We start from the raw sequence: 19689 nt of genomic DNA on the forward strand, positions 1-19689 counted from the left end.
ATTATAGTATGTTTCTAGATCAAGTTGAACAGCTTGTTATTCCACTAAATCAACAACAAAAAGAAATTTATCTTGATCATATAAGTAGAGAGGATACCGCAGCGTTCAATATAGGTGGTTATGTTGAGATTAAACAATCTATTAATATAAAGAATCTCGAATGCGCCATAAAACACACTATCCAAGAACACGCTGTACTTCGATGTTCAATAGTAGATAAGTACTCAATGCCGCATCATGTTGGTTCGGATGCGCTAAAAGATACAGTTGAATTTGCTCATATTGTTCAAGACCATCACTTTGAACTGTCTCATTTAGATCTTTCGAGTGAAGAAGAGGCGGAATCTAAAGCTTTGGCTATTATTGAACGGATATTCTCCGAGCCATTTAGATTAGCACAGGATGTGCTTTATCGAGTCGGCTTAATTCAGTTGGCTCCAAATCGTTTCTGGCTATACTTTATTTCTCATCACATCATCATTGATGGTGTCGGTTATGCTAACTGGTTTCGAAGTATTTTCGACACCTACCAGCAATTGGATCTGGGAAATAAGCTTAAAGAAAACACGGGGGAGCGGTTTCTTGATCTTGCCGCGCAACCGTTACCGGAGAATTATAGTCAGCAATTAGCAAAGGCAGCTAAGTATTGGAAAGAGTTATTCCACCACTTGCCAGATGTGCCTTTCCAATATAGGAAGGAAGGCTTTGTAACTGCCGATTCAAGGAAAAATAGCAGGCTTGTATACTTTATCAAACCTGATGGATATAAGTCATTTTTAACCAAGGCGAGTCAATGCAATTTACCAATATCGCCACTTTTTATTACCGCTATTGCTTCTCTAGTAAACCGTATCAACCAAAGTGATGGCGTCCTCATCGGGACGCCTTTACATAATCGTACTACATCAGCTCAACGCAATATGGTGGGTTCGTTTATGTCAATGCTACCGATAATGTGCATGCAAAATCAGCAGATGTCGGTGGCTGAATCAGTAGCAATGACAGCACGTACTATAAAAAGTGGCTATCGTTATCGCTCTTATCCTTCGAGTGCTTTATATAAGGATTTATCTTTACGTGCTCAAGGTCGCGAACGTCTTTTTGATATTGTTTTTAACTATCAACAGATTGATTTTGATTTCAGTGCTAGTGGCTTGGATACGGAAACTAATTACCTTAGTCATGGGCGTGAAGATATTCCTCTCACCGTTATATTATGTAATTACGGTGATAAGCAAAACACCCAGCTCCAACTAGACTATCGTCATGATTATTTCTCGTCACATCAGGCTGAACATTTATTGCAAAGCATTATGACTTTGGTTGAACAAATGGTTGCACAGCCTGAAGCGTTATTAACTTCACTTGATCTGGTGAGTAAAGACGTTGAACAGGCGTTATGGAATCTAAGTCAATCTGCTGTGGCGGGAGAAAAACTTGTTTGTCCGACCATCACATTAGTGCATGAGCAAATTGAGCAATATGCTGAACGGCATCCTGATGCTATTGCTATCGTGGATGGCGAACGACAAATGTCTTACGCCACATTGAGCAATAAAGCTAATCAGTTAGCTAACTATTTAATTGAGCAGGGGGTTCGGCCTGATAGCCGTGTTGCTATTTGCTTGCCGCGTTCGAGTGAGATGGTCGTGGCGATGCTGGCAACGCTGAAAGCGGGAGCGGCTTATGTTCCTATGGACCCCGATTATCCCGATGGTCGTTTGCAGTTTATGCTGACCGATGCTGAACCTGTTGTTTGCATAACAATGTCTTCCATTGCACATCGATTGGCGGCATGCAAGATCGCAACACTATTGCTTGATGATGCTCAGTTTAATCAACATTTGGCCCAGTGCTCTGTGGCAAACATATCCGCAAGCAATATTGGTTTACAGTTGGAGCATCTGGCTTATGTGATTTATACCTCCGGTACAACGGGACAGCCCAAAGGGGTGATGGTTGAACATAAGCAGTTGAGTCATTTTGTTGCACACATTACCGAGTCTTATAGACTGACTGAACATGATAAGTTTTTGCAGTTTTCTTCGGTCAGCTTCGATATTTCTGTGGAAGAATGTTTCGGCTCCTTATGTAACGGTGGCACTCTGGTGTTACGAGCTGATGATATTCATTACGATTTTGATGCATTTTGGGCATTTTGCCGACACCATGAAATTTCGGTGACCAGTTTACCTACCGCTTTTTGGCATCAACTGGTGAATTACAGTCGTCAACCTATTGATTCTTCACTACGTTTAGTGATCTTGGGTGGCGAAATGGTTAAATCCGTTAGTGCTCGCGAATGGTTCGAACATGGTCCTGCTATCGAACTTATCAACACATACGGCCCGACTGAAACAACAGTAACCGCGTCTGCTTACTGCATGGCATCCTTGGCTGATGTAACGGCGATGATTCCCATTGGTAAAGCTAATTATGGCACCCAACTTTATATATTAGATACGAATTTAAAAAGTGTCCCCTCAGGGTTTCAAGGGGAATTATATATTGGTGGAACAGGTGTAACACGTGGCTATCTTAATCGTGAACAAGATAGCGCGAAGTATTTTGTGGATAATCCTTTTGGTCCGGGGCGACTTTACCGCACAGGAGATATCGTACGTCAGTTACCCGATGGTAATTTAGAGTTTATTGGGCGCAATGATAACCAAGTAAAAATAAACGGTTTTCGTATTGAGCCAGAAGAAATCAGCAATCAATTAATGGATTATCCCGGCATTCATGAAGCGGTTGTCTATCCTCGACAACTTGGCTCCGATGATCGACTGCAATTAATTGCTTATGTTGTTGCCGAAGGAACCATCAATATTGATGCTATTCGTCTGGCGATGAAGAGCAAACTGGCTGATTACATGTTGCCTGTTGCCGTTGTGCAGTTAGAGAAATTGCCACTGACACAAAACGGCAAGTTAGATTTTAAGCAATTGCCACTACCACAAAAACAAGATTATAGTCAGCAGGAATTTGTTGCCCCTGAGGGCGAAGCCGAGCGGGTATTAGCGCAACTGTGGCAGTCGCTATTAGCCTTGAGTAAAGTCAGCCGCCATGACAACTTTTTTGCTCTGGGTGGTCACTCTTTATCGATTATGTCATTGCGAGCAGAGTTGGTACAGTGTGGTTATGAACTGCCTATCCGTGCGATTTATCGAACTAACACACTGGCAGAATTGGCATTACATTTATCTTGTGTCCGTAAGGATGAAGAAACGTTAACCCATCAAGAGGTGGCTGTTAATAAGCTTGCAGAGCATGTTGAACATATCACGCCTGATATGTTGGATATGGTGACTTTGAGTGAAAAAGAAATCGCCGTTATTTGCCAGCAAGTTGAAGGTGGTGCCAGTAACATACAAGATATTTATCCATTATCACCGTTGCAGGAAGGCATTTTCTTTCACCATCGAATGAATGAAGAGCATGATACTTATATCATCCCCATTCTGATAAAGTTTGCTAATGAGCAAAAGCTGACAGCATTTCTCCATACGCTTGATAAGATAGTGGCACGCCATGATATTTTCCGCACCTCTATTCATTGGCATGATTTAACCACCTCAGTTCAGGTTGTTCATCGAACAGCCTCTGTTCCTTTACAATGGCAAGCTGTTGCTCCAGGTTTCTCGGCATTGGAAACTTTGGCGGAATTATCTGCGATTGAACACCACCATATGAAGCTGGATCGTGCGCCTATGATGCAAGCGATTGCGGCTAAAGATACGAAGACTGATGAGTGTTTTCTACTATTAAAGCAACATCATTTATTAAGTGATCATATTTCTGTCTTATTGCAAATTGCAGAAATGCACGCTTTGCTTGAAGATCCAAATGTGTTGTTGCCTACTCCGGTTCAATATCGTGAGTTTGTTGCTTATTCATTAAGAGCTAATCAATCCAATAGTGGTGTTGATTACTTTAAAGCTAAACTGTCTGATGTTGTTGAAACCACCGCGCCTTTCGGGTTATTAAATGTTTATAACGACGGGTTGAAAATAGATACCGCCAGAGAATTGGTTGGTCCACGTTTAGCGCAACAGATTATTGGCTTGGCGACTCAGCAATGTATTAGTGCTGCAAATATTTTTCACTTGGCTTGGGCATTGGTCGTTGCTAAATGTAGTGGTAAAGACGATGTTGTATTTGGTTCCATGATGTCAGGGCGAATGCAGGCTATTCGTGGAAATGATCGTATTTTGGGTATGTTGATTAATTTGCTGCCTATACGCATAAATCTGACAAATCTGTCGGTAAGCGAAGCATTAACCCAAATTAGTGATGAACTCATTGAATTGTCCGACTACGAGCATTTTCCGCTTTCCGAGGCATTACGTTATAGCTCCTTGCCAGGTGGCACACCGTTGTTTACCAGCCTGTTGAATTTACGTCACAAAAATAAATTGGAGATTGCCAACCAAAGTTATCATTTTGAAATCATAGAAGCCAAAGAATATACCAACTATCCGTTAGAAATGGGGATTGATCAGCTTGATAATGATTTCATGATGCAGGTTCATGTTGAGTCACAAGTCGGAACGGCTAATGTTCTGACTTATATGAGAACAGCATTGATGGCCATTATTCATGCGCTTAATCAGGCTCCACAAACACCATTGCTGACATTATCAATTATTCCTATTAACGAACAACGGCGGCTTATTAACGAGTTTAATAGCCCTGTGGTTGTTTATGATAAAACAGCTACTGTCCATCAACGTTTTGAACATCAGGCAGCAAAAACACCAGCGGCTATTGCTGCTGTATGTGGCGTACACCGTATTACTTATACTGAACTTAATCAGCGTGCTAATGAATTGGCGCACTATCTGATAGAACAAGGAGTAAAGCGAAATCATATTGTTGCTATCTATGCCGAACGCTCCATCGAGTTTGTCATTGCCATACTTAGCATTATGAAAGCCGGCGCTGCTTATGTTCCTTTGGACCCGACTAATCCACCTGAGCGTTTGTCGTATATGTTGGCTGACTCTGGGGTTAATGTGGTTTTAACTCAAAGCTATTTAAATGGGCTAACTTTCAATAATCAGAAACGTTTTCGGTTGGATGTGGATTGGCCTTCATTGGGTCATTACCCAAATACTAATCCGGAGGTTGAGTGTTATCCTGATGATCTGGCTTATATGATTTATACTTCCGGTTCTACTGGCAAACCTAAAGGTGCGTTGGTGCACCATGCCGGGGCTTTGAATCATATTGATGCTGAATTTGATGTTCTCGGTTTTATGGGGCGTCATAATCAACTGTTATCACGTAACTTTCTACAAAGTGCGGCTTCTTCTTCCGATGTCTCTGCGTGGCAATTTCTGGCGCCTTTGTTAAGTGGGGGCAAAACAGTCATTCTGCCTGATGCTATGGATTTGCCTGAATATGTTCGTGTGTTGCAAGACGAACATATTCATCTGATTCAAACCGCTCCGTCAGTGTTGAAAATATTGTTAGAACATTTGCTTAGTCAGGGTGAGGTAGCAACGCCATTCCCGAATCTGAAATGGTTAATGATTATTGCTGAACCTTGTCCTGTGCCTTTGGTTAATCGTTGGTTGCAATATTACCCTCAGATTCCGGTGATGAATGGTTACGGGCCTAGCGAAGCATCGGACGATATTACCTATTTTATTATTGACGAACCGCTAGAAGAGCACGTTAAAAATATTCCTGTAGGCAAGCCGTTACCAAACCTAACCATGTATGTTCTGGATCAGCATATGCAAATTTTGCCGACTAATGTTATTGGCGAATTATGCGTGTCTGGTGTTGGTGTGGGCAAAGGTTATTGGAATAACCCTGAAAAAACGGCAGAAAGTTTTAAAGATAACCCCTTCCACACCATGAACGGGCATGGGACCCGACTTTATCGCACTGGCGATTTAGGTTATTGGGACGCCAATGGCAATCTGGAACTCGTTGGGCGGATTGATAATCAGGTAAAAATTCGTGGTTTTCGTGTTGAACTGGGGGAAATTGAGTCGGCTTTGGTGAAGTTACCCCAAGTGACGGAAGCAGCGGTACTCGTTCATAAAGACAGAACGGGTGAAAATTGCCTGGTTGCTTATCTCGTATTAACTGCAAATGTTGCTCAGATCGAGCAGATTGCTAATGACATTAAGCAGGGATTAAGTCATCACTTACCGGATTATATGATCCCCGGCTACTATGAGATTCTGGATAAGATGCCATTAAATGCGGCGGATAAAATTAATCGCCATGCATTGCCGAAGCCTTGTTTAGTGAATCATCACGTTGAGTGGGTTGAACCTGCTAACAAGATCGAGCAAGCATTAGCCGGTATTTGGCAATCAGTACTCAATGTTAATCGGGTCGGTCGAAACGACAACTTTTTCCACCTCGGCGGCCACTCTTTATTGGTCATTCGGGTAATTTCTAAAATACGCGCGGAACTTGGACGGGAAATTGCTGTTAGAACTATTTTTGATCATCCAACGTTTGCCGAGCTTGCGGTTATGCTTGAACAGCGGACGGTGACGACAGTTGATTCGATCCCCAAACAGCCACGAACCGGTGAGTTACTGCCTTTGTCATTTGCTCAAGAACGTTTGTGGATACTTAGTCAAATTGACCAAAGTAGTGCGGAATACAATATGCCCATTGCATTTGCTGTTGAGGGCGAATTTGATGTTGGCGTAGCTGAATTAGCACTCAATCAAATCATTGAGCGTCATGAAATATTACGTACGGTCTACATTAAGAAAGACGGCAAGCCGTTCCAGAAAATTCTATCTGGAAGAAATCTGACGCTTAATTATATTGATTTAACCTGTATGCCTGAGGAGCAACAAAGTCAGCATATAGCTGAATTAATGGAAGAAGACGCTAGACAAATTTTTGATCTAAGCCGCGATTTAATGATTCGTGCCACCTTTATTCAGCGTCAAGTCAATAATGGCGTATTGCTATTTAATGCTCATCATATTGCGTCTGACGGCTGGTCTGAAGATATTCTTACCCACGAGTTTGTCGTGCGTTATGACGCTTTACGCAATGGGAACAAGGTCGAAATAAAGGAACTTGATATTCAATATGCTGATTTTGCAGTTTGGCAACGTGACAGGTTGCAAAGTGAGTATTTAGCGTCGCAGATCAGCTATTGGAAGCGGCAGTTGGATGAGATACCACCAGTACACGGTTTGCCGCTGGATAGACCGAGGCCGAAGGTAAGGCAACATCAAGGCGCCGTGGTGACAGGCTTATTGCAGAAAGACACTACGCAAGCACTGGTCGGTTTGGCCAGACAACATCAACTGACTCCGTTCATGTTATTCCATGCTGCGTTGGCATTATTATTATCTCGTCACGGCAACAGCGATGACATTGTGATAGGCACGCCAGTGGCGAACCGTTTGCAGGCAGAACTGGAAACGCTGATTGGCTTCTTTGTCAACACCTTGATACTACGAGTAGATACTAGGCACGCAATGCTTAGTGATTACTTTTCTCATGTCAAACAGGTGCATCTGGATGCTCAGGCCAATCAAGATGTGCCGTTTGAACAACTGGTTGAACAGTTACAAGTAACAAGAAGTACAGCATATACGCCATTGTTCCAAATCATGTTGACGACCGATACAGATTATGGACTGAATAGTGACGTTGGAGAGGTTACCTTCAACCTGCCGGGAATGAAGCTGAATTCAATAGCTCCGAACCATATCCAAACCAAGTTTGATCTCAATATTGACCTGAGTATTAGTGAGCATAGATTGCATTTGCATTGGGTCTATGACGCCAGTTTGTTCAGCCATAAACATATTGAGCAGCTCAATGATCACCTGTCACGTTTACTGATAGGGCTGGCCGAAGCGACGAAGGCGAATGACTATACACGGGTTTCACTTGCCAGTTTGCCGATGCTGTCAAATGTGGAGATCGCGTACCTGCGGCATACTCTCAATGATACCTATGTAGAATATCCAAAGGACAAGTGTATCCACGAGCTGTTTGAACAACAGGCCGAAGCAAATCCTGATAACGTTGCGCTGGAGTGCGGTGATAATCAATTGACTTACAGGCAGCTCAATGAAAAATCCAACCAGTTGGCGCACTATCTGGTGGAACGCCATGCTATTGAGCCGGATATGTTAGTGGGTTTATGTGTGGAGCGTTCACTGGAGATGGTAATCGGCATTTTGGCGATCCTCAAGGCGGGAGGCGCGTATGTGCCGCTGGACCCAAGATATCCTCAAGAACGGTTGGGTTACATGTTGGAAGATGCACAGCTTGAGGTGGTGCTGATCCAGTCACATCTGGAGCAGGTACTGTCAGACTTCAACGGTCATCGGGTGATATTAGATAATCTTGGCGGTACGAGTAGTCAAATCAGCACGGCATACAGCCACTATCCTATTACTAATCTGGATAAGCATGCATTGGCGTTGACTGCCAGTCATCTGGCCTATGTGATTTACACCTCAGGATCAACGGGTAAACCTAAAGGGGTGATGATTGAGCATAGTAATACAATTGCCATGCTCAGTTGGGCTCGGTCGCAATATACCAAGGAGGACATTGCTTGTGTTCTCATGTCAACGTCTTTGAACTTTGATTTATCAATATTTGAACTGTTTGTACCCTTGGTTTCGGGTACGCGGACATGTGTTGTTGAGGACATTCTGGTTCTACACCAAGGCATTGACTGCCAGGTGACTTTGATAAATACGGTACCTTCGGCAATGAACTCTCTGGTTGAACAAAATGCGATACCGAGGAGTACTCGGATTATTAATTTGGCTGGCGAGGCTTTATCTGCAAATTTGGTTAATGCAATATATGAGAAAAATCAAGATGTAACGGTTTATAACTTATATGGGCCGTCAGAGGATACGACATATTCTACTTGGGCGGAATTGGATTCTCCCGTGCACACCACACCGACTATTGGCAGGATTATTAGCAATAGTCAGGCTTATATTTTGGATAAAGAGCAGCAACTTGTGCCTTACGGCTCTACAGGGGAGCTGTATGTCGGCGGCGCGGGCTTAGCCCGTGGTTATCTCAATCGTCCTGAACTAACGAAGGAACGCTTCGTTGCCAACCCGTTTCATGATCCGGCCAATACCGATAGTAGTGAGCGTTTGTACAAAACCGGCGATTTGGGGCGCTACCGGTCAGACGGTAATCTGGAGTTCGTTGGTCGTATTGATGATCAAGTGAAAATCCGTGGTTTCAGAATAGAACTGGGTGAGATTGAGTATCAACTCAATCAGCAGGCAGGGGTGAACTCATCTCTGGTGCTGGTCAAGACAACCGTGGCAGGTGACAAACAACTGGTTGCCTACATCAAACTGGTATCGGATAAGCTGACGAATGAGAGGGAGAGTGCGGAATGGCAGCAGGCTCAAACTCGGTTTATTCAGGGTATCAAATCTGCATTGGCTAAATCCTTGCCAGACTACATGATACCGTCAGTTATGGTTGTGGTTGAAGAATGGCCGTTGACGCCTAATGGCAAGATTGACCGTAAGATGCTGCCTGAACCTAATACGGAGCATGATAAAAGCGATAATTTTATTGAACCAGTTGGTGAAACGGAAATCTTTTTGGCAGCAATTTGGCAAAGAGTACTGAATGTCAGACAAATATCGCGCGACGATAACTTTTTTGCACTAGGCGGTCACTCATTATTGGCAATCAAATTAATAACGGAAATCAATGCTGCATTTGTCATTGAGCTTAGTGCCATGCAGGTTTTCCAGACACCTCTCTTGCATGAACTTGCAGAATTAATCTGCAACCAGCAATTACAAGGGCAAATCCAAAGTGAGCTTGAAACAGCAGGTGAAGAGGGGTGGTTATGATGGACATGTTTAAATTAGTTAAAGACGCTTATGAGCAGGGTGTATTGCTATTCAGTAAAGAGGGTAAGTTAGGGTTTAAGTTAAAGGGGGCTCACTTTCCAGATGAACTAAAAGCCAAGATTAAAACACACAAGGCTGAGCTGATCGATTTTCTCGATAAAGGCAGAGTGGATATCCCTGGCAATGAAATAGTGATTGAACCGGCTCTTCGAACCCAGAAATTGCCTCTAAGTTCTTCACAGCAACGGATCTGGTTTATCGAGCAGTTTGGTGGTGGGAGTACCGCCTACAACATGGTGTCAGCCTATACGGTAAGCGGTAAATTTGAATTGGCGGCAGCGAATCTGGCCTTGCAAACCATCATAGATCGGCATGAAGTGCTGCGTACTGTTTATCACAGTGATGAAAATGGAACCTGGCAGGTTATCAAGCAGGAGTGGTCATTCGAGATAGCCCAATCGGATATCCATGATATAGGCGAAGCCGAGCAAGAGGCGTGGGTTGAGCAGGCCATTCAAGATGAAATGACCTACCGATTTGATTTGGTATGGGATGTGATGGTGCGTTGTCGCTATATCAGCACCTCAATGGAGCAGGGCGTGCTGTTATTTAACATGCATCATATTGCTTCCGATGGTTGGTCGATAGGGATATTGGTTAAAGAGTTTGTGAACTTGTATCAGGCTTATCGTCAAGGTCGGGTTAACCCGTTACCGGCTCTGGAGATTCAGTATGCCGATTATGCGGTCTGGCAGCGTAGCCCAGAGAGAGAAACTCATTTGGCGGCAGGGTTGGAATATTGGCGGCAACAGTTGTCGGATTTACCCCCAGTACATGGGGTGCCTTTGGATTACGGGCGGCCAACCAATCAAACCAGTCATGGTCGCAGTTATGAATTTAGCCTGGACCATGAGGTTAGCAAAGGGTTGCAGCAACTGGCACTGACACAGGGTTGCACTCTTTTTATGGTGTTGCATGCGGCGTTTACAGTACTGCTCGGTCGTCACGGCGGGCAACGAGATATTGTAGTGGGAACCCCGGTAGCTAATCGTTTGCAGACATCATTAACGCCGTTGATAGGCTGTTTTATGAATACGCTGGTGTTGCGCAGCGAGTGTGAGTTGGAACAATCGTTCATCGATTATCTAGGCTCGGTCCGGGAGATAAACCTGGCTGCCCAGCGGCACCAAAATGTCCCGTTTGAGTTATTAGTGGAGCGGTTGCAGCCGGAACGCAGCACCAGTTATTCACCGTTATTCCAAATCATGTTTTCCATGAATACGAATGACAATGTGGAATTGCAACTGGAAGGGGTAAGTTTGCGGCCAAGGCCGGAACAGACCCGCAATGCGATGTATGAATTGACGTTAGAGGCCCAGCAAACAGAGGAAGGTCTGATTTTTAGTTTAGAGTACAACATGGATTTGTTTGCAGAGGAGACAATAAAGCGGCTGGTGGCGCGTTTTACGACTTTGCTGATGGGTATAGTGGCTTCTCCGTCCGAAAAGCTTGGCGATTTGGCTCTGTTGCCACCGGAAGAACAGGATTACCTGCTGCACAGTGTGAACCAGACAGCGGTAGAGTATGACCGTAGCCAATGTATCCATGAACGGATAGAAGCATTTGCTGAACAAACGCCGGATGCCATTGCGCTGATCTTTGGTGACCAGCAGTTGACTTATGCGCAACTTAATGCCAGAGCTAATCAGTTAGCACATCAATTAAGAGCGCAGGGCGTTTCAACGGGTGGGCGAGTTGCTGTGTTGTTGCAGAGAGGCATCGACATGGTTACAACACTATTGGCAGTGATGAAAGCAGGGGCAGCGTATGTTCCGGTTGATCCCAGCTTTCCTGCCGATAGAGTGCGGTATATGCTGAACGATGCTGAGCCACAATGTATTATAAGTAACCGCATTATAAGTAACCGCGAATGTGCATCACGATTAGTCGGTTTTGCGGAATTAACCTGCTTACTGGATCACATTGATCTTAGCCAATCACCCACCACCAATATTCCTAAACAGTTGATCGGTTTAGCCGCATCTGCTCCGGCCTACGTGATTTACACTTCGGGTTCTACGGGTAACCCCAAAGGTGTGATGGTCAGTCACTCTGCGGTTAATAACTTCTTGATCTCAATGCAAGATAACTTGCAGTGTATGGCACAGGACAATGTTTTAGCCATCACGACTATTTCCTTTGATATTGCCGTGTTAGAGCTCTATCTGCCTTGGTTGTCTGGCGCCACTTGTGTCGTGGCGGCGCAGCAGGACGTGACTGATCCCGCCAGACTGGTTGCACTACTCGAACAACATAACATTTCGCTGTTACAAGCCACGCCAACGACTTGGAATATGTTGCTTGAATCAGGCTGGCAGGGGCGCTCGTCGTTAAAAATGATCAGTGGTGGTGAAGCCTTGCCATTAGCGACAGCAACGGCATTATTGAGCAAAGGTAACGCTCTCTGGAATATGTACGGGCCAACGGAAACCACGGTTTGGTCAACCATTGCGAAACTAGACGCACAACTGCTTGAGCAGCAACTTGTTACTATCGGGTTACCGTTAAATAACACCACAATTTATTTACTTGATGAACAATTAAAACCGGTGCCTTTCGGGGCAGTGGGAGAGTTATACATCGGCGGCGATGGGCTTGCTGAAGGCTATTTTAAACGTGAAGATCTGACTGCCGAGCGATTCATCAACCTGACATTTTCTGACGGTTTAACCGCCAGGGTTTATAAAACGGGTGATCTTGCCCGTTATACTATAGAAGGTTCACTTGTGTATTTGGGTAGAAATGATTACCAAGTGAAATTACGGGGCCACCGAATTGAACTTGGCGAAATTGAACAGGTTATCAACCTGTTTCCACAAATAACCCGTTCTGTTGTGGTTGCGCTAAACGATCAGCAAACACAACAGTATCTAGCAGGTTATTTGGTCGCCGAGCAACAAATTGATATTGATGCGCTACGTCAACACCTTGAGCAGAAGTTACCTACCTATATGTTACCACGAGCAATTATTCAGCTCGAAACATTGCCACTTACGCTAAATAACAAGATTGATCGCAAAGCGCTTCCAACACCGCAAGACAGTGATATTGCTGTTAAGGCCAGTACGCCGCCCATCAACGAGAAAGAAGAAATACTGGCAGCTATTTGGTGCGAAATGCTAGGTGTTGAGCAAATAGGCCGGGATGACAACTTTTTTATGGTTGGAGGCCACTCATTAATTGCGACTAAGGTGATCACAAAGATTAATGAGCAGTTTCAATGCAGTTTACAGGTAAGAGATATCTTTGAAGCTGCAACAGTGGCTTTACTGGCAGAAAGAGTGCCTTATGAAGTGTCGGATAAGCATTATCAAACAATTCCTATTCTTGAACGCAAGACAAATTTATTACCGCAATCTTATGCTCAACAACGGATCTGGTTTATCGAGCAGTTTGGCGGTGATAGCACCGCCTACAACATGGTGTCAGCCTATACGGTAAGCGGTAAATTTGAATTGGCGGCAGCGAATCTGGCCCTGAAAACCATCATCGATCGACATGAAGTGCTGCGTACGGTTTACCACAGCGATGAAAATGGAACCTGGCAGGTTATCAAGCCGGAGTGGTCGTTTGAGATAGCTCAATCGGATATCAGTGACATCGGCAAAGCCGGGCAAGAGGCGTGGATTGAACAGGCTATTCAGCATGAAATGACCTACCGATTTGATCTGGCACAGGATGTGATGGTGCGTTGTCACTACATCAGCACTTCAACGGAGCAGGGCGTGTTGTTATTTAACATGCATCATATTGCTTCTGATGGCTGGTCAATGGGGGTACTGGTTAAGGAACTTGTGAGTTTGTACCAGGCTTATCGTCAAGGTCGGACTAACCCGTTACCGGCTCTGGAGATTCAATATGCCGATTATGCGGTCTGGCAACACAGTGCGGAAGGAGAATCTCAGTTAGCGGCGGGGTTGGAATATTGGCGGCAACAGTTGTCGGATTTACCCCCAGTACACGGGTTGCCTCTGGATTACGGGCGGCCAGCCAACCAGACCAGTCATGGTCGCAGTTATGAATTTAGCCTGGACAATGAGGTTAGCAAAGGGTTGCAGCAACTGGCGCTGACACAAAGGTGCACTCTTTTTATGGTGTTGCATGCGGCGTTTACGGTACTGCTCAGTCGCTATGGCGGGCAACGGGATATTGTGGTGGGAACCCCGATAGCTAACCGTTTGCAGACATCATTAACGCCGTTGATAGGCTGTTTTGTGAATACGCTGGTATTGCGCAGCGAGTGTGAGCTGGAGCAATCGTTTATCGATTACCTGAGATCGGTCCGGGAGGTAAACCTGGCTGCCCAGCGGCATCAAAATGTCCCGTTTGAGTTATTAGTGGAGCAGTTGCAACCGGAACGTAGCACCAGTTATTCACCGTTGTTCCAAATCATGTTTTCTATGAATACGAATGACAGTGTGGAGCTGCAATTGGAAGGGGTAAGTTTGTGGCCGAGGCCGGAACAGACCCGCAATGCGATGTATGAATTGACACTGGATGCCAGCCAGACAGAGGAAGGTCTGACTTTTAATGTCGAGTACAACACGGATTTGTTCGCAGAGGAGACGATAAAGCGGTTGGTGGTACGTTTTACGACCTTATTGATGAGCATTGTGGCCTGCCCGTCCGAAAAGCTTGGCGATTTGGCCCTGTTACCGCCGGAAGAGCAGGATTACCTGCTGCACGGTTTGAACCAAACAGCGGTAGAGTATGACCGTAGCCAATGTATCCATGAGCGGATGGAAGCGTTTGCCGAACAAACGCCGGATGCTATTGCGTTGGTCTTTGGTGACCAACAATTGACTTATGCCCAACTTAATGCCAGAGCTAATCAGTTGGCACATTATTTGGTTGTTCAGGGTGCCAAACCGGATTCAATGATTGCGATATGTATTGAGCGAAGTATTGACATGATTGTGTCAGTACTTGCCATCTTGAAATCGGGTAGTGCCTATTTGCCTCTCGATCCTGCGTACCCGCAAGAAAGGCTTGCTTATATTATTGATGATGCACAGCCTTTGATGGTGATAACCAACAGCCATAACAAGAAGTTATTACCTGAAAATAGTCCATTTAGTATTGATGTGACTACAACCTCGTTTGCTGGATTCTCAACCGATAATATTGCCGCCCCTGAATTGGGTTTGTGTTCTACCCACTTGGCCTATGTTCTCTATACTTCGGGTTCCACGGGCATGCCGAAAGGTGTGATGATTGAACATCAGGCATTGGTGAATCTGGTGGTGGGTCTTGCGGATGCCTATCTTTATTCAAAGCAGGATCGGGTACTGCAATTTGCCGCCCTCAGTTTTGATATGTCTATTGAAGAAATATTTGGCGCCCTTGGCAATGGCAGTACTTTGGTCTTGCGTGGCGAAGATTGGCTGATCGATGTCGCCACTTTCTGGCAAAGGTGCCGGGAATACCAGATCAGTGCGGTGAATTTGCCAACTACGTTCTGGCACGAAGTGGTAAGTGAAGATACGGTTTTGGTACCTGAACATATTCGCCAAATCAGTGTCGGAGGCGAGCAGATTAAACCGGATAAAGTGGTTGCATGGTATCAGCGACCAGGGCATTTACCCCGTTTAGTCAATGCCTATGGGCCAACCGAATACACGGTCAATACTTGCATTGCCTACGATTTTCAGGGAGACACCCTCAGTATTGGGCGCCCAATTCAAAATACGGCCATCTTCTTGTTGGACAAAAACCAACAGCTTGTGCCTTTTGGCGCTGTTGGTGAAATTTGTGTCGCCGGTGACGGTGTTGCGCGGGGCTATATCAACAAAGAGCAATTAACCCGTGAACGATTTATTGATAATCCTTTTGTAAGCCGCTATCCAAAGCTCTATCGAACCGGCGACTTGGGGCGTTACTCACTGGCAGGGGATATTCAATATTACGGGCGTGATGACCATCAGGTTAAAATCCGTGGATTCCGTATTGAGTTAGGGGAGATAGAAACAAGGTTGCGTAGCCTGCCTACCATTCGCGATGCGGTTGTCATTGCTCGAGAGGATGAATCGGCTCACAAGTATCTGGCGGCATATATCACCCTTGATGGTCAGCAGAAAATTGCTGAGATCCGACACTTATTAAGTCAGCAGTTACCGAGCTATATGGTCCCCTCGGCGTTTGTGGTGCTGGAGGAGATACCGCTTACTGCCAACCGTAAAGTAGATCGTAAAGCGCTCCCTAAACCAGATTTTGTTGCTCAGGGGGAAATTGAATATATCGCGCCGGCCACTGAACAGGAGACCCTGCTAGCTGAAATTTGGCGAACACTGTTTGGATTGGCGCAAGTCAGTGCTGTTGCTAACTTCTTTGAGTTGGGTGGGCACTCGTTGTTGAGCATGAAGATGCTATCCCATATTAAAAAGCAGGGTTATCGATTGGATATTCGGGCCTTGTTTGAGTACCCGAAATTACGGGATATGGCGAAACAACTTTACGATCCACTACAGGCAACCGAGCAGCAATCACCGCTGTTAACCGCCCATGAAGCGTTGGAAAGTCTGGTTTCCCTGTCGGAAACTGAGCGGGCTTTGATCGTATCTCAGTCGCCGGGAGGTGAGCAAAATATTGTTGGCATTTATCCTTTGGCGCCATTACAGGAAGGGATCTTATTCCATCACATGATGTGTGGGCAATCTGACCTTTATGTTACTCCGATGCTGTATTCATTTCCGTCAAACACCGAGATGGAAAGCTTTATTGGAGCATTGGATAAAATAATACAGCGACATGATGCGCTGCGAACCGGAATTTTTTGGAAAGGTATTGATGAACCGGTGCAGGTTATCTACAAAGAGGCGCCATTACCGGTGGTTGACATCGATTTGCGGGATGATGTTGATATCCAGCAGCAGTTAGCACAGTTTATGGAACCATCACAACAATGGATGGATGTTACTCAGGCACCGTTGGTCAGGGTAACCCGGTTTATCGACCACCAGCAAAAGCAGCGCTATGTTATGGTGCAGGAGCATCACCTGATAAGTGATCATGTGTCACTGGAGATTATTCAAGAAGAATTTCTGGCTATCTTGACCGGTGATGAAAAGTCACTGCCGGCAGCGTTGAGTTATCGGGAGTTTGTCTTAAACGCTATCAGCCAAACCGATACAAAAGCGGCGCAACAATTTTTTACCGAGCAATTGGCTGGGGTTGATGAAATCACGGCGCCTTTTGGGATCACAAGTGGAATGGTTGACAATAACGTATTCACTGAAATCCAAATTGGGTTGCCTGCGGATTTATCCGCAGAGATTCGTCGCACTTCTTCTGCATGGCAGATAAGTCCAGCGCTTATTTTTCACATGGCATGGGCATTGGTTCTGGCGAAAACCAGCGGCACTAAAGATGTCATATTCGGTACGGTATTATCTGGTCGCTTGCAGAGTGTTGATAATATTGAGCGAGTCGTTGGTTTATTCATCAATACCTTGCCATTGCGTGTTGATTTGAGTCAGTTGAGCGTGGCTCAATTAATGCAGGGAATGCAACAGAAACTGGTTAGCTTGCTACAATTCGAGCAAGTACCGACTGCGATTGCTGAACAGTGTAGCAAATTGGCCGGTTCTAGCCGTTTATTCGACAGTATCTTGAATTACCGTCACTCTGAAGTGAGTGGCGAGACAAGTGAGCTTAACCAGCTTTGGCAAAAAACCGGCATTGAGTTAGTTAATGTAAAAGAACGTACCAATTACCCGATTACCCTATCCATTGACGATTTCGGTGATGATTTTTCTGTTGCAGCCCAAATCGACAGTCGATTTGATGCTGAACGCTTGGTGGAATATCTCATCAATGCTAGCAGACAACTTGTTGCTGCGTTGCAAAGTCAGGTACAGGTTGCCGCACTGTCACTCGACATCCTTGATGCTGAGGAACGGGCGTTCCTGCTGCATTCATTAAATCAAACGGTATTATCGTATGACAACTCACAAACTCTGATTGATAGATTCGAAGCCCAAGTTAAGGCGACTCCCGATGAGATTGCGTTGAATTTTGCTGGCGAGACGATGACGTACAGTGAGTTAAATCAGCGATCCAATCAACTTGCTCAGTATCTTCTGAACAATGGGGCGAAAGTAAATACTCCCGTCGTGATGTTCATTGAACGTTCCTTTGAGATGGTCATCACTGTTATCGCCATCTTAAAAACGGGTGCCGGTTATGTGCCACTGGATACCTCATTACCGACAGAACGCTTAAACATAATTCTTAGTGATCTGTCTGATGAGATATTAGTAACGATGTGCTCCTTGAATGATAGGTTTGCGGTAAAACGCCAGAAAATGGTGTTATTGGATGACCCTTGCACAGCAGAGATACTGGACAAACAGCCAGCGAGTAATTTGGCTATCGAATATTCCCTGGATGACCTCGGTTACGTGCTCTATACCTCAGGTTCAACGGGTAAGCCTAAGGCGATTGAAATGCCACAGTGGGCGCTGAGCAATTTATTACGAGGTATTAGCCAGCTTGAGCCAGCGCTTACGGGGCCGAACCGTTGGTTACAATTCTCATCAATTGGTTTTGATCTCAGTTTTGAAGACCTATTCATGCCGTTGTTGTCCGGGGGTTCAGTACAGCTTATTGATAAATCGACTCAGTTGGATATTCGGCTGTTAGCGAAGCAAATCCAGCAGGCGCAACTTCAAATCCTGAACTTACCTTATGCCGTATTGCAGAACTTGGCTGAGTATAGTGGTGTCAATGGGCTACAGTTCCCCGAATTAAGGGTTATTGTTTCGAGTGCTGAAAGGCTCAAAATCACAGCGGCCATCAGACAGTTCTTCACGACACATAGTCAATGTAAGTTAGTGAACCACTATGGCCCGGCAGAGACCCATGTCGTCACGTCCAAGACATTACAGGGAGAACCTGCCTCATGGCCTGATTTGCCGACGATTGGCCGATCATTGCCCAACGTGGCCTGTTATATTTTGGATGAGTATTTGCAGCCTGCCCCGATGGGAGCCATCGGCGAGCTGTATTTAGCAGGGGACTGTTTATCAAGAGGCTATTATCAACAGCCCCAACTTACCGCAGAGCGTTATCTTGATTGCGATTGGGTTCTTGGGAAACGAGTGTATCGAACCGGTGACTTAGCCAGCTTTCATCGAAACGGTGAAATCAACTACTTTGGCCGCAACGACCATCTGGTCAAGATCCGTGGGTTCAGAATTGAACTCGGTGATATCGAAGCCCAATTGAGTAAGTTCGATGGCATAACCGGAGCCGTAGTCATTGCTATTGATACAGAAGCAGGTGATAAGCAGCTTATCGCTTATTTTATCGCGGCTAACCCATTGGATTTATCTGAAATTAAAGCCTATTTATCGACTAGCTTACCTGATTACATGTTGCCATCCGCGTATGTGCGGATGGCGGCTTTTCCGCTGAATACCAATGGCAAAGTGGATCGTGGCCGACTTCCACAACCTAGAGCGGATGACTTTGTCAAAGCCAAATACATCGCGCCAATGACTGAACTGGAACAAAGCGTTGCGAAAATTTGGCAGGGGTTGTTGCAACAAGACAGGGTAAGCATGGCAGACAACTTTTTTGATTTAGGTGGTCATTCCTTATTAGCTATGAAACTAATTTCTCGAATTGAACAGGCATTTTCCGTTGGCGTGCCAATTGCGATTGTGTTTGAAAGATCAAGATTAGAGCAGTTATGTGATTGGCTTGAAAAAGAAATTGTTATTCAACGTAACAAGTCAGTTGGGGCTGTAGTGGAAGAATATGAGGTAACTGAGTGGTGATT

General features: G+C 45.1%; 2 protein-coding genes. Both read left to right on the forward strand.

Annotation, left to right across the window (positions count from 1 at the left end):
• Positions 1-8 precede the first annotated feature (8 nt).
• Complete coding sequence (locus D3222_RS12210) at positions 9-9848, forward strand: non-ribosomal peptide synthetase (protein ID WP_118986411.1); 9840 nt, start codon at positions 9-11, stop codon at positions 9846-9848.
• Complete coding sequence (locus D3222_RS12215; RefSeq protein ID WP_232832495.1) at positions 9845-19687, forward strand: non-ribosomal peptide synthetase; 9843 nt, start codon at positions 9845-9847, stop codon at positions 19685-19687. Before D3222_RS12210 ends, D3222_RS12215 begins: the two co-directional genes overlap by 4 nt.
• Positions 19688-19689 lie beyond the last annotated feature (2 nt).

It is taken from the genome of Photorhabdus sp. CRCIA-P01, assembly GCF_003545805.1.
In the GTDB taxonomy this organism is placed as follows: Bacteria; Pseudomonadota; Gammaproteobacteria; order Enterobacterales; family Enterobacteriaceae; genus Photorhabdus; species Photorhabdus antumapuensis.